This is a genomic window from Streptomyces sp. NPDC048650 (assembly GCF_043199095.1).
In the GTDB taxonomy this organism is placed as follows: Bacteria; Actinomycetota; Actinomycetes; order Streptomycetales; family Streptomycetaceae; genus Streptomyces.
The window spans coordinates 21,333-33,755 of the sequence record NZ_JBICVM010000013.1 but is presented as its reverse complement, the minus strand read 5'-3'; the positions used below and the strand labels follow the sequence as shown (position 1 = coordinate 33,755).

The 12,423-nt window shown below is 69.8% G+C and carries 13 protein-coding genes and 1 pseudogene; 6 read left to right on the top strand and 8 right to left on the bottom strand.

The window, feature by feature from the left end:
• Positions 1–245 precede the first annotated feature (245 nt).
• Together ACGFML_RS29635 and ACGFML_RS29630 are read right to left on the bottom strand one after the other, a co-directional pair.
• Positions 246–1,046, bottom strand: coding sequence for a methyltransferase (locus tag ACGFML_RS29635; protein WP_393548683.1), 801 nt, complete (start codon positions 1,044–1,046; stop codon positions 246–248).
• A 207-nt stretch (positions 1,047–1,253) separates the two neighbouring features.
• On the bottom strand, positions 1,254–2,954 hold the full coding sequence (locus ACGFML_RS29630; protein WP_393548682.1) for an immunity 49 family protein: 1,701 nt from the start codon (positions 2,952–2,954) through the stop codon (positions 1,254–1,256).
• A gap of 255 nt (positions 2,955–3,209) precedes the next feature.
• Here ACGFML_RS29630 and ACGFML_RS29625 point away from each other — a divergent pair, with 255 nt between their 5' ends.
• Positions 3,210–3,875: a GPP34 family phosphoprotein gene (locus tag ACGFML_RS29625; RefSeq protein WP_393548681.1), complete on the top strand. Its 666-nt coding sequence runs from the start codon at positions 3,210–3,212 to the stop codon at positions 3,873–3,875.
• Between the two features lie 82 nt (positions 3,876–3,957).
• Positions 3,958–4,482 carry a transposase gene (locus ACGFML_RS29620; RefSeq protein WP_393548680.1) on the top strand — a complete coding sequence of 175 codons (525 nt, stop codon included), beginning with the start codon at positions 3,958–3,960 and terminating at the stop codon, positions 4,480–4,482.
• Between the two features lie 113 nt (positions 4,483–4,595).
• Here the strand turns inward: ACGFML_RS29620 and ACGFML_RS29615 are convergent, their stop codons facing one another.
• Positions 4,596–4,751 (bottom strand): hypothetical protein, encoded by a 156-nt coding sequence (locus ACGFML_RS29615; RefSeq protein ID WP_393548833.1) that lies wholly within the window; start codon positions 4,749–4,751, stop codon positions 4,596–4,598.
• A gap of 203 nt (positions 4,752–4,954) precedes the next feature.
• A pseudogene (locus ACGFML_RS29610) lies at positions 4,955–5,170 on the bottom strand (SMI1/KNR4 family protein); the annotation flags it as partial.
• Between the two features lie 167 nt (positions 5,171–5,337).
• Between ACGFML_RS29610 and ACGFML_RS29605 the strand changes: the two are divergent.
• Positions 5,338–5,880 carry a hypothetical protein gene (locus ACGFML_RS29605; protein WP_393548679.1) on the top strand — a complete coding sequence of 181 codons (543 nt, stop codon included), beginning with the start codon at positions 5,338–5,340 and terminating at the stop codon, positions 5,878–5,880.
• Between the two features lie 53 nt (positions 5,881–5,933).
• On the opposite strand, the gene ACGFML_RS29600 is transcribed toward ACGFML_RS29605, so the two are convergent.
• Both ACGFML_RS29600 and ACGFML_RS29595 read right to left on the bottom strand, forming a co-directional pair.
• Positions 5,934–7,142, bottom strand: a complete 1,209-nt coding sequence (locus tag ACGFML_RS29600) for a hypothetical protein (RefSeq protein WP_393548678.1) — start codon at positions 7,140–7,142, stop codon at positions 5,934–5,936.
• Between the two features lie 123 nt (positions 7,143–7,265).
• Positions 7,266–8,174 carry a squalene/phytoene synthase family protein gene (locus ACGFML_RS29595; protein WP_393548677.1) on the bottom strand — a complete coding sequence of 303 codons (909 nt, stop codon included), beginning with the start codon at positions 8,172–8,174 and terminating at the stop codon, positions 7,266–7,268.
• A 306-nt stretch (positions 8,175–8,480) separates the two neighbouring features.
• On the opposite strand from ACGFML_RS29595, the gene ACGFML_RS29590 reads away from it, so the two are divergent.
• Together ACGFML_RS29590 and ACGFML_RS29585 are read left to right on the top strand one after the other, a co-directional pair.
• Positions 8,481–9,380: an RNA polymerase sigma-70 factor gene (locus ACGFML_RS29590; protein WP_393548676.1), complete on the top strand. Its 900-nt coding sequence runs from the start codon at positions 8,481–8,483 to the stop codon at positions 9,378–9,380.
• Positions 9,368–9,874, top strand: a complete 507-nt coding sequence (locus ACGFML_RS29585; protein ID WP_393548675.1) for an SRPBCC family protein — start codon at positions 9,368–9,370, stop codon at positions 9,872–9,874. The genes ACGFML_RS29590 and ACGFML_RS29585 overlap by 13 nt, the downstream gene beginning before the upstream one ends.
• 37 nt (positions 9,875–9,911) lie before the next feature.
• Here ACGFML_RS29585 and ACGFML_RS29580 read toward each other — a convergent pair whose 3' ends face one another.
• Complete coding sequence (locus ACGFML_RS29580) at positions 9,912–10,358, bottom strand: PaaI family thioesterase (RefSeq protein WP_393548674.1); 447 nt, start codon at positions 10,356–10,358, stop codon at positions 9,912–9,914.
• 277 nt (positions 10,359–10,635) lie between these two features.
• Here ACGFML_RS29580 and ACGFML_RS29575 point away from each other — a divergent pair, with 277 nt between their 5' ends.
• Positions 10,636–11,511: a creatininase family protein gene (locus ACGFML_RS29575; protein ID WP_393548673.1), complete on the top strand. Its 876-nt coding sequence runs from the start codon at positions 10,636–10,638 to the stop codon at positions 11,509–11,511.
• Between the two features lie 169 nt (positions 11,512–11,680).
• Here ACGFML_RS29575 and ACGFML_RS29570 read toward each other — a convergent pair whose 3' ends face one another.
• Positions 11,681–12,295 (bottom strand): hypothetical protein, encoded by a 615-nt coding sequence (locus ACGFML_RS29570; protein WP_393548672.1) that lies wholly within the window; start codon positions 12,293–12,295, stop codon positions 11,681–11,683.
• Positions 12,296–12,423: the final 128 nt, after the last annotated feature.

The window sequence follows — 12,423 nt, the reverse complement described above, 5'->3', positions numbered from 1 at the left end:
TGCAGGCCCATATCCCGCTCGGCGGCCCGATCGTAGTGGTCCGGGACCATCTCCACACCCACCTGGCAGCCGGGCTGAGGCGGTGCGAGAGCGATGGCCGACACCGCCTTCGACACACCCGATGACTCGACCGCACACTCCGCCGCGAGTGACGAAGAATCCAACTCCGACCGCACCTGACCTGATCGACGGCTGCCTCACCGCCACCGGACTGCCCCCACACCACCGACTCCACCCTGAAAACCTCAATTACCGGGGCGGCGGCCCCAGCAGGTGATGAGGGGTGCGGTGGTGACGTCGAGTTCCTGCTCGCGCAGGTGGGCCAGGTGGTCGTCGATCTCTGCGCTCGTGGCCAGGCCGCCCGCCACGAGCTTCTCGCGCAGCTGCCGTACGGTCGCGGCTTCCAGCTCCCGGCACGTGGGAGAGGTGAGGGGGAAGTAGCCCTCGGCTCGTACGTCGTGCATCCCGGCACCGCGCAGCAGGGCGGGCAGGGTACGGCCGAAGGCCAGGTCCGCGCCGCGTTCGGCGAGCAGTGCGCGGAACCCGCGGCGGATCCGGTTTGCCAGCTCCTCGGCCGGGCCGCGCTCGTCGGGGCAGGCGAGGGGCTGGAGCGCCGGGTCGGCGTCCTCCACCACCAGCAGGCCGCCGGGCCGGACCGCTGCGGCCAGCCGACGCAGCACCTCGGCCCGGTCGGGCAGATGCACCAGCAACAGCCGCGCATGCACCAGGTCGAAGGCCTCGGCCGGCGGCTCGTCCCGGACCACGTCGTGGCGCCGCACCTCGAGCGGGGCGGCGGCCGGGCCGGACAGCCAGGAGGCGTCGATGTCCGTGGCCAGGACGCGTCCGGTGGGACCGACACGCTCGGCGAGCGCGGTGGGCAGCGACAGTCCGCCCGCGCCCACCTCCCAGCAGTGCCACCCCGTGGCGAGCCCCAGCCGGTCGAGGTGGTCGAGCGTCCAGGGATCGAAGAGCTCGGCGAACGCCTCGAAGCGCCGACCGGCCTCGCGCTGCCCGTTGTCCAACAGATAGTCGTTCTCGGATGTCACCCGCTCATCCTCCCCGTCGACCGCCGCCGGAACGCGGCACGGATGGCTCCCACGAGGGAAAATATCAAATGCCACGGGTGGCCGACTGCGGTGTGGGATGCCGGGTGGGGCCGCCGCGGAACATGCCGAGAACCTGCCTCGCGCCAGATCCGGCAGCGGTCCCGGACGGCCCTCGATCCACCCGAGGGGGCCGGTCGCCCATCGGCCTCAGCCGGGGATCGCCTCGATACGTTCGCGGTTGAGCAGATACGCGGGCAGGTAGGGCTGATTCGGGGCGAGAGGGAATCCGTAGTCGTACGCCAGGCTCGCCATGGCCAGCGGGCCGAGCGCCACCCGGGCGCGCGGCGCAGCCGAGTCGCCCCAGTAACCACCGTGGTGCGCGAGGGCCTTGGCGAGCGTCTCGGCGAAGGCGTCGTGGTCGCGTGTGACCAGGCGATGGAAGAGGGCGACCGGCTGGTAGTCGATCAGATCCACGAAGTCCTTCGGCGCGCGGACCACGGCGTCGGGTGCGGACGTCTCCATAGTGGCGAGCAGTTTCTTCACGACGTCGTCCGTGGGGCCCTCGGACCAGTAGGTCTGCAGCGTGTCGATCCAGTGCAGGACGTACGCGTCGACGGAGTCGTCCTGACGCAGCACCTCCAGTGGCACCCGGCACAACCCGTCGACCCGGTCTCGCTGGCGGCACACGACCGCGAGGTAGAAGGCATCAAGCCACGCGCGAGCGTCGGCGGGCGGCTCGGCGGGGACGGCGGGCAACTGCCGCACGAGATCGTCACCCAGACGGCACTCCTGAGGCTGGGCGCCGGTGAACAACGCGGAGCCGAGCTGCACGGCGCCGGCCCACGCGTCCCAGCTCTCGACACTTGCCACGTCGGGATCGGCGGCGCAATGGGCGTGGCCGAGTTCGAGGGCCATGGTGAAGGCGCTACCAAGTCCGGCCGGTTCCTGAGCGAGCCGGGCCATCGACTCGGCCGTGGAGTGCGTGAGCTCGCCGATGTCCGGCGCCTTGACCCCGGTCCGGCTGACGAGCCGTCCGGCGCGGTCAAGGCGGACCAGGCCCTTCATCAGGCCGAGCAGTTCCGGCGGCGGCTGCAGGGAGAACGTGCGGGTTTCGTGGTCGATGACCGTGAGCGACGTCAGACCGCCCCGGTGCCACCAGTAGACCCGCGGGGACAGCGCGCCCGGTCCGTCCTCGTGGGCGCCGAGGGCATACGCGGCAAGGTCGTTGACGGCATCGGCCACGGACCCGTCGGCGATCGGATGGAACGCCAGCAGATGACGGGTCGGCACGACGACGAGAGCTCCGGCGTCCGGCAGCGGCTCGCCGGTGACCTGCCGGGCCAGCTCGGACAGGAACAGCGCCTTGCTCGCGACAAACGGGGAGTCGCCGTACACGGAGTGCAGCAACGCCCGCCCCTCGAGGGCGACTTCCTCGTGCTCGACGGATACGCCCATCAGGTTCGCGTACGCGGCCTCACCCAGCTTCTCCAGCCCGGCGCGCTCCACGTCTGCGTCGGTGAGGATCCGCACGGAGGTGGGCCCGTCAAGGGCATAGGCGAAGGCGAGTCCGTCGGCGACCACGCGCGCGTAGCGCAGCGCGCCGGCGATCTCCGAGGTGAGCGACTCGACGGGCAGCAGCCGCGCATGCACGCCGCGCAGCAGTTCCTCGGCGCTCTCGCCGCCCCGGCTCGCCGCACGCAAACCGGCGAAGTGCGCGTTGACCATGTCGGGCCAGCGGTTCTCCGGCGCGCTGCGGCATATGTGCGCCAGGTTGTGCAGGGAGGTGCTGTGTCCGTCCTCGGCATAGGGGGCGGCGAGTGCCCGCAGATGTGCCGCCTGCGCGGCAGTCAGCATCAGCAGGTCCGGGTCCGGGGGGTTTGGTGCGTCAAGATCATTGTCGTGGTTCATTCTTGCGACTCTACGAGTCGCGTGCGCGACGATTCCGACGTGGTCCGTGCATGCGCAGGCGGTGTGCGCAGAAGTCGTAGCGGGCCGGGGCCCGCGCCACGCTCATGACGAGGCCGTCCCGTTCGGATCAGTCCGCGGACCACGCATGAGGTGAGAGGGCCGGGCCAGGGCCGGAATCATGGGGGGAACCTCTTGGCGGTCCCGGGCGTTTGATCATGAGAACGCGATCGCGGCGCATATACGGGGGTAGTGGGTATGGCGATCACGCTGGCCGAGGAGATCATGCTGCTGTCTCTGGACGATGAGTCCGGGTCGGCGAAGCAGCGGAGCGCCGCTGGGTGGGCAGTGTCGGGAGGGATCCTGCTCGAACTGGTCCTGGCCGGGAGGGTGTCCGTTGCAGGCAAGCACCTCGAACTGACGGACACGACGCCGACCGGGGACCAGTTGCTCGACAGCCGGACGGCACTGATCGAGGCCTGGCTGCGCGGTCGCAAAAAGCGGCGGGTGACGGAATGGCTGACGAAGGACCAGGCCAGGTCCGTCGGTGCGGCTCTGGAGAGCCTGTGCCGGCGCGGAGTGGTCGTGAAGGAGAAGCGCAAGGCACTCGGAGTGTTCCCGATACGCCTCTACCCCGAGGCCGATGGCGCCGTCGAGGCTGAGCTGCGGGAGCGGCTCCGCGCCGTCGTACTGGGCGGCGCCGAGCCGGACACACGGACGGCGGGCCTGATCGCGCTGATCCACTCCGCCAAGCTGCACCGCCTGGCCTTCCCCGACAGCCCGCGCAAGCAGGTCGCCGCGCGGATGGCGCAGGTGGCCGCCGGGCAATGGGCGGCTGAGAGCGTCCACGCCGCCATCCGCGACATGCAGGCGGCGATGGCCGCGGTCATCGTGGTCACGACGGCCGCCACGGCCGGGAGTTAGACCATTCCTTTCAGATCACCGGACCGTTGGTCCGGGGTGTGCTGTTGACTGATGTGCAGTGGGCGCGGATCGCGGATCGCGGATGGAGCCGTTGTTGCCGGACCGGACCGGACCGGACCGGACACCGAGGCGGGGTGGCCGGTGGCGGGATCACCGTGAGGTGATCGATGCGATCGCTTGGAAGTTCCGGACCGGATCGCAGTGGGTGCACCTGCCGGAGAAGCACGGCAACTGGCGGGGCGTTCACCACCGCTTGCGGATGTGGGCCGTCGACGGCACCCGGGAATGTGTCCTCACTGCGCTGATGTCCCAGGCGGACGCCGACGAGGAGCTGAACCGGGTGGTCTCGGTGGACTCCACGATCGTGCGCGCTCATCAGCACTCGGCCGGTGCCCGCACGAAACGGCCCAGCCGATACGGGTGCAGGGGTGCAGGGGAGGCGCTGCTGTACCGGCTCAGCTCCGTGGACATCGTCCGGCGCCTCCAGGGGCGTGCCCGCACGCGACCGTGCATGTGCCGCCCGGCGTCGGGTACGCCGCCTCGGCCGGACCGAGTCGCCGCACACACGACCGCTACCTGCACCTGCCTCCACCGAGCGGGGCGGTAGCCCGATCCGCAACCGACGGTGGCGCCGCCGTACCGGCGGTCATCGCCGAGTCCGCGCCGGACCACCTCCCCGCGACGCCCCACCTCGGGGACCCGGCTCACTCGCCGGCCGGCTCACCAGCCGCGTCCGGTTCCGCTCAGCGAGGAGTACTGGTGGCGCATCAGGTCGTAGAAGGAGTCAAAGCGTGCCGGCCCCATCCCGGACCACGACGCGAGCCGGTATCCGGCCCATTCGCCGCGCTCGTCGACATCCTCGGGATCGAGGAGCATGACCGTGGCGTCACCTTCGAGAGAGAGGCACAGGGAATGAGCGAGGATCCTGCCCTCGTCCTCTTCATCCTCGTCGTCCTCGTCGGCGAACTCGGTGTCGCTGTAGGCGTCGATCCAGCCGGAGCCCTGGTCGACGTCGGCCAGCCAGGCGAGCTCCGAGGTGCCCGCGAGCCGGTAGATGAAGTTGCCCGCGTCCCGCCACCCGTGGTGGCCAGCAGGAACTCGCGGAGCGACGGCGGCAACGTCCGGCCCAGGCGTGCCTCGGCTGCAGCGACATCGGCCGCGCTTGTGGGGGCGAACCCCAGCCAGCCGGACCGTACGACCTCGTCATCCAAGGGAGCGTCCTGCTCGGGGTCGTGCCCCACGATCCACTCCTCACTCCAGAGTTTCAGGAACGACCGCCACTGCTCGTGGTCCATCACGCTGCCTTTTCACATCGAACATCGCCGAACACCACTGCGCCAACAGCAGCACACGGGTCTGACATCCACGTCTCGGAGGTGCCTCAATACACCAATACACCCAACAACCAGCAACTCCCTCTGCCACCAGTTCGAATAGGGTTGCGGCGCAGGGGAGGGGAGTCATGAATCTGTCGTTCAAGCTGCCGCCGCCCTACGACCTGGGATCAGATGCGGACCTCGGCATGTGGCTGACCGAGTGGGCCGAGTACACGGACCGCATCGTCCACCACGGCCCGGACGACGGCCGCAGCCACGGCCGGCTGTGCTGGGACGTCCTGGCGCCCACCGGGTTGCTCGCGCAGCACTGCGGGCACTGCAAGCACGGGCACGGCGGCCCACGAAACCCGCAGAAGATGGAGTCCGCCCTGGGCATCCGGATCCCCCCGGACCAACTATCGCCCTGGATAGCGGCAACGCTCATCCGCGAGCTCGTCCACTCGAGCCACGACGGCCCCATGCGCCTCGTCGCCGACGCCATCGCCAACCGGCTGATCGCTCTGCTGGGCCCGGACGCGGACTGGCGCGCCAACGGCTACGCCGCCTACCGCGAGGGCGCCAGCGGCAACGTCTCGTGGGTGCGGGTCACCGAGGCCACCTTCGACGCGGCCGTCGTCGGCATCGGCAACGGCCATGCCGTGGTCATCGTTGTCACCGGCGAGGACTGAGCTGCGTCGAAGGCCCAGCACACTGCCTCCGGCCACCGGCCCCGGGCTGCAGCTCACGGACGTGGGCGCGGGCCGTCGAGCTGATCCAGCCGCTTCTGGATGGCGTCGAGCGCACCGTGTTGACGGCCTGGCACCTGGCGGCGGAGGTGGACGAGCGCCGGCGCCAGCTCACGTGCACGTGCCGCGTCCCGCACTTGGGTCCACTGGTGGTGTGCTCGATCGACTGCGTGCTTGACGTCCTGGGCATCCGGGGCCTGATGCAGGGAGCTGAGCCTGACGTTCGCGGCGGAGAGCCACAGTTCGCAGCTGACGCGGGGCTCTCCCGCGACCGAGGCGAGATAGGCGCGGACCTCCGTCCAGTGGACGGTCGGATGGGTACCGAGCCCGAACTCCTGCAGGGCTCGTCGCTCCGCGGCGAACGCAAGCTCGGCCGCCTCGCGGTGGTGGCCGGCCTTCGATGCGGCCACGATCCGCTCGTGAGGATCCTCTTCGAGCGGTACCACACGGTCACCGGGCACGTAGTGCGGCGAGGCGGCCCGTTGGGTCTGCTGCGGGAGCGTGGGGGCGGGGGGAGGAGCCTGGTCGGCTCGGGGCGTCGGGGCACGGTGTCCGGTCTCGGCGCCGAACACCAGGGCCCTCTCGCTGGTGCCGGCGATCCGTACGGCCTCTTGGTGGAGCTGGGTGGGGGTGGGTCGGTACCCGGTGCGCAGCACCTGCGTCAGGGCGTCCGTGTAGCGGGGGCGGGCGATCCTGCGGTGATGGGGCGGCGGGCTGATGACACCGTATGCGGCGGTGGGGCTGCCGAAGTCGAGCGGCTTCTCGGCCAACCGCTCCCAGGTCTCGGGATCGGCCACCAGGTCCGCGAACACCGTGGTGGTGCCTGGGCGCCGTTGCTGCAGCTCGTGCAGCAGCCACGGCCAGGGCAGGGCGGTGTAGCGAAGGGTGGCCGGCGTGGTGCGGGCGAGCGCCAGGTGCACGACGTGCTGACGGCGATCGAGCTGCAGTTGGCCTGCCAGCACGAGCGTCAGTGGCCCCTCGGCCGCGGCCGCGGCGCGGATGCGGGTGATCACGGCCTGCGGCTCGACAGGGTCTGCCAGCTCTATGAGCGTGGCGGTCTCGGTGCCCGCCCAGGCGCTGGGCGGGACGGCGGAGAGCATGGGAAGCACGCTTCCCGCGTCCATCATTCGGCCCTTGCCGAGGGGGGCGGCCGCCAACAACAGCACGGTCCCCGGCTTCGTCGTCTCCACCGCGTTGAACTGCACATATGCACCGTAGCGGCTGACCGGACACGGGGCCCGCAGATTGGGCGGTGAGCAGTGTCGGTGGATTGTTTTTCCCCATGTGCGGGGAGAAGACCGCGTCTCCCGCCGGTCCGACGGGGCTCATCAGGCGAGTCGGCGGGCCTGAATGTACTCGCGCCCCAGCAGCCGCAGCGCGGCGAGTCCGGGAGGACCTGCGGAGCGGCGCAGGAGGGCGCCCGGGTCGGCGCGCGCGGCGGAGCTGGTCAGCTCCTCCGTCCCGATCAGGCACCGGAGAATGGGGCGATGGGCCGGCGGCGCCAGATCGACCATGTCCGTGCACTGGGCCATGGCGCGGTCCACCTGGTCGAGTTGATCGCCGATCATCGCTCGCACGGCCGGCAGGTCGCGGCCCTGCTCCAGGTCGGCGCGCGTGACGCCGTACCGTTCCAGCGTCTCCTCGGGAATGTTCAGTCGCCCGCCCGCCAGGTCCTCCGCGAGGTCGTTGACGAAGTCGAGCCGCTGGCAGGCGTCGATGAACGTCCGGCAGGCGGCCCGGTAGCCCCTCTGGTCACCGTCGGGGCCGACCAGCCCGGTGACGACCATGCACCCGGGCAGCGAATATCCGTCCACGTACCGCTGGTAGTCGTCCTCGGTGGCGAACCCGGTGAAGTCGAGATCCCAAGTGGCTGCGCCGAGATAATCCCGTACCCGGTCGTGCAGGGCAGGGTGTTCACGGACGCTGTTCAGCAGGGGGCGCAGCTCGGGGTGGCCGGTGCGACCGGCGGCGAGGCTCTCGGCGGTTTCCTGCTTCCAACGGGCGAACGCCGCCCGCCGGTCCGCCACAGGGCCGCTGTCGAGCAGGGTGTCGGTGCGGTGCATGAAGTCGGCCGCGGCGATCAGGTGCGGGACCATACGGCCCGGAAGCAGCAGCCCGACGGCCACCGTCATCTCCCGCTTGAACCGGAAGACCTGCCGCCGCTGCCGGCTGTAGTCCGCACGCAGCCCCGAATCGCGCACCCCCGCCGCGTCCAGCGCCCGCTCCCACCTGCCCACTTGGCCCACCACTCCCTTCCAGCCGGCACATCGCCATGGACGACCACCGTATGGCCCGCACCCTGCGCGCCCTACTTCGGGGACGGGTACCGAAGCTCGCCGCCGCCACCAGCGTCAGCACCACGACGGACACATCTGTGGATCAGTAACACAACGGTGTGGAACCCATGTGGTGAAGCGAATCACAGCGGCGGACTGTCACGGTTCGCCGGTGTGAGGTGTCTCGATGGGCGGCCGAAGAGAGCTGACGAGAGGAGCCGCGGATGACACCCGGGTACCCACGCATGCTCGCAGTGGGGGTGGGCCATGGTTGAGGACGCCTTCACTGTGCACCGTCCGCTGCTGTTCACCCTCGCCTACGAGATGTTGGGCAGCGCCGCCGATGCCGAGGACGTGCTGCAGGAGAGCTACCTGCGGTGGAGCGCGGTCGATCCGGCCACGGTCGTGCATCCGCGCGCCTACCTGGTCCGCGTGGTGACCCGGCAGGCCCTCAACCACCTGCGCGCGGTCGGAGCACGGCGCGAGGACTACGTCGGTACGTGGCTGCCCGAGCCGATCCGCACCGCACCGGAAGTGAGCGAGGACGCGATCCTGGCCGAGTCGGTGTCGATGGCCATGATGCTCGTCCTGGAGACGCTGGGCCCGGCGGAGCGCGCGGTGTTCGTCCTGCACGAGGTGTTCGGCTACGCCCATGGCGAGATCGCCGTCTCGATCGGTAGGACCGAGGCCGCCGTCCGGCAGATCGCCCATCGCGCACGTCGGCACGTTGCGGCGCGGCGTCGCCGCTTCGAGCCCGACTCCGATGCCGCCCGGAGGATTGTCCGGCGGTTCCTGCACGCCGCGGCGACCGGCGAAATCCAGGCGCTGATGGACCTGTTGGCACCCGATGCCGTGCAGATCTCCGACGGTGGCGGGAAAGTCGTCGCCGCCCGTCGGCCGATCACCGGTCGCGCCGACGTCGCCCGCTTCGTCCTCGGCGTGCTCCGCACCGCCACCACCGCGACGACCCGCGTCGAGTACGCCACGTACAACGGCATGCCGGCGGCGCGCTTCCTCACCGGTGGTGAGCTCGACTGGCTGGTGGCGTTCGAGATCCACGACGGACGGATCACCGGCCTCTACGGCGTCCGCAACCCGGACAAGCTGCACCGTGCCGAGACGGTGCGCCCACTCGACAGAGGAGGTCACCAGCCGTGGAAACCATGACCGTTGAACGCGTCATCCACGCCCCGATCGACGACGTGTTCGCCTGGCTCACCACGACCACCAACTACACCAGTTCGCCGCTGGTGCTGCGCTGCCGCCTGACCCGGCACGGTGATGCCGCGCGCTACGGCGTCGGCGCGGTACGCAGTCACCTCTGGCTGATCGGCTGGTTCCGGGAACGCATCACCCGGTACGACCCGCCGTACACCACCGAGTACGTCGTCGAGCGCAGTCTGCCGCCGTCCCGGCACGAACTCGGCCGCATGACGTTCACCGAGGTCGACGGCGGCACCCAGGTGCGTTGGACCACCCGCGCCGAGATCCCCCTCCCCTTGCTCGGTGACCTCCTCACCCGGCGCCTCGCGCGGCCGATCATCACCCGCACCTTCCGCAACATCCTCGATGCTGCCAACACCGCCCTGACCCCACACCCTCAGTCGCGACCGGGCATGAGGACCACCCACCCGCCAACGAAGGGGAACGAGCCCCGCTGACCGCCTCCGGCGAAACCGGCCGTGATCGCTGCGAGCGTCACGCCGAGGTCGGTGCCCGGTCGAGGGGGATGACGCGGGCCGTTGCGCCGGCGGTGGCGATGGTCACCCCGTCGGTGGTGGTGAGGGTGGCTTCCAGGAAGGCGATGTCGCCTGCCCGGTGCACCACCCGTCCCTTGCCGATGATCCGGCCCGGGCGGACGGGCCGCAGGAAGTGGGTGTGGAGTTCCAGGGTGGACTGGAACTGGTCGGGTTCGAGGGTGGCCAGGAGGGCGGGGCCGACGGTGTCGTAGAGCATTGCGGCGAGGAAGGCGCCCAGGACGTTGCCCGCCGGGTTCGTGAAGTCCTCGGTCGCGGTGAAGGCGAGCTCGATGGTGCCGTTCTCGACGTCCGCGTCGAGGAATTCCAGCCCCAGCGTGGCCGCCGCTCGAGGCGGCGGCGTGCGCCCCTCCGCGGCATCCCAAAACGGCCCTGACCGTCCGCTCACCACTCCGCCCCAAGGTCGAGGTTCACTGCCGTCCCCTTCCTTCCTCCTCACGCCGTGGCGGATGCCGGCGCGGACCACGACTCACCCGAACGGCATCTATGCGATACGCGATACCACCGCTTTCCGCTCGACAGAACAGAGGGGCCCTGTGCCGGCTTGTGTCCGGGTGTTCGCCACGCCGCAGGGAAGCCTTTGTGGTCTTTCCACACATCGTCGGCCACGTCTTGGTCGAAGGTGAAGATCGTGCGCGACCTGATGCGCGTGCCAAGATCACGCCGTGGTCGACGGCTCGGTCGGTCCACTGGCCAACTGGGGGAGCAGCATGATGCATGGCGGGTATTCGATCTTTGCTGGGACGATGGCCGACCTTACGTACCCGGAGGTGGAGGCGGCGGCCGGTCGTGGGGCGTGTGTGCTCCTGCCCACTGGTGTCATCGAGCAGCACGGTCCGCATCTCCCGTTAGGCACCGACGCCTACGGCGCCTATCAGCTGTGTCGGATGGTGAAGAGCGAGCTTGAGCAGCACCAGAGGGAGGCGCTCATCGCCCCGCCGGTGTTCTGGGGAATCAATCAGGTGTCGGCCGCTTTCGCCGGAACATTCCGCACGCGCCCCGAGACCGCGGCGGCACTGCACTCGGACATCCTGGACTCTTTGGCTACCGACGGGTTCCGCCACGTCTTTGTGATCAACCATCAGGGTGACATCGCCCACAACCAGATGCTGCTCGAGGTCGTGCAGCGTCAGCACGACCAAGGCAACATCGGTGTCGTACTCATCGAGCCCGATTTCATCGCCGACCGGTTGCCTGACGCGGCGCAGACACCCGCTCTCGGCGTCTTCGCCATGCAGCCGCTGTTCGACGGCCTGGAGCTGACCGGCGAACTGGGAGTCCATGCGGAAGAGATCGAAAGTGCGCTGATGATGCGCTGGTTCCCCGAGATCGTCGACTACGACGCCATGGCCCGACTCAAGCCGACGGGCTTGAGCGCCACGGATCTGGCGGAATGGCGAAAGGGCGGAGAACACGCCCGTCGAGTGACGCCACAGGGGTTCTTCGGCGCTCCCAGTCCTCGCGACCCCTTCCTGTGGCGGTTCCACCAGCGCATGGCCGGCGCCATGGCGGATGTGGTCATCGGCTCGCTCACGGAGTGACGAACCCTCAGAAAAACGGTGCCGTACCGATCGTGAGGCTGTCGATCGAACGGGGGAGGCCCGGTCGGGTGCTCGGGGGGCTCTCGCCGCGTAGGTGAGGGCTCCTGGCCGGCACCCGGGCTCCGCACGGTGCAGCCGCGCTACGCGGTCTCAGCAGGTCGATCGCGCGTCATGTCCCGCTCTCGCGCGTTGCGCCTGCTGTGGCAGTTCGCCGGGTCCAGAGGGTGAGGTCGCTGCTCGTGGCGACCGCGAGGGTGTGTCCGGACGGGGAGAAGCCGGCGGTCCGCAATTCTGAGTAGTGGGAGTCGAAGATGTGCCACCAGCGCTCGCCGTGCGGTCCGCTGTGGGGCATTCCTCCATCCGTGGAGAGCAGAATGCGGTGGTGCGGCCACTCGGGGCCGGCGACTTCCAGGCTCCAGCCGTCGGGTGTGGTGGTATGGAGGCCGCCTCCGAAGAGGCCGGCTATGCGCACTCGGGTCCCGGCGATCGGTCCGAGTCCAGGGCATGAGAGGTCGGGCACCGCGTCTGGGGTGCTGTCGTCGGGATCAGGGTCGCGGTTCCTGGCGATCTTCTCTCCGGTGACGGCATCGAAGAGCCCGTGCCCCTCGACAGAGACCACCATGACGAGGTCATGACCGGTGTCGGGAGCGACGGCGAAGCCGATGCCGAGCAGGCCGCCTATGGGTGTTCGCCGGTCCAGGACCGGGCGCCAGACGGCTGGCGGAGGAGTCTCGGGGACGGACAGAAAGCGTTCACGCAGTTGCTGCTGATAGTCCGAGATCACGGTGCTCCCTCGATGTTCCGTCGAGCCGTCGAGCCGTTGAGCCGACGGTCTGCTCACAGCGGTGCCGGGCCTCGAGCCGGATCCGCTCGTACCTATCCTGCGTGATCTCGTAGGCGCCTTCGGTGCCC

Coding starts and splice junctions, on each gene's coding strand:
- ACGFML_RS29630 (WP_393548682.1), bottom strand. CDS start 2,954: ATGAACCACGACAATGATCTTGACGCACCAAACCCCCCGGACCCGGAC.
- ACGFML_RS29625 (WP_393548681.1), top strand. CDS start 3,210: ATGGCGATCACGCTGGCCGAGGAGATCATGCTGCTGTCTCTGGACGAT.
- ACGFML_RS29620 (WP_393548680.1), top strand. CDS start 3,958: ATGGAGCCGTTGTTGCCGGACCGGACCGGACCGGACCGGACACCGAGG.
- ACGFML_RS29615 (WP_393548833.1), bottom strand. CDS start 4,751: ATGCTCCTCGATCCCGAGGATGTCGACGAGCGCGGCGAATGGGCCGGA.
- ACGFML_RS29605 (WP_393548679.1), top strand. CDS start 5,338: ATGAATCTGTCGTTCAAGCTGCCGCCGCCCTACGACCTGGGATCAGAT.
- ACGFML_RS29590 (WP_393548676.1), top strand. CDS start 8,481: ATGGTTGAGGACGCCTTCACTGTGCACCGTCCGCTGCTGTTCACCCTC.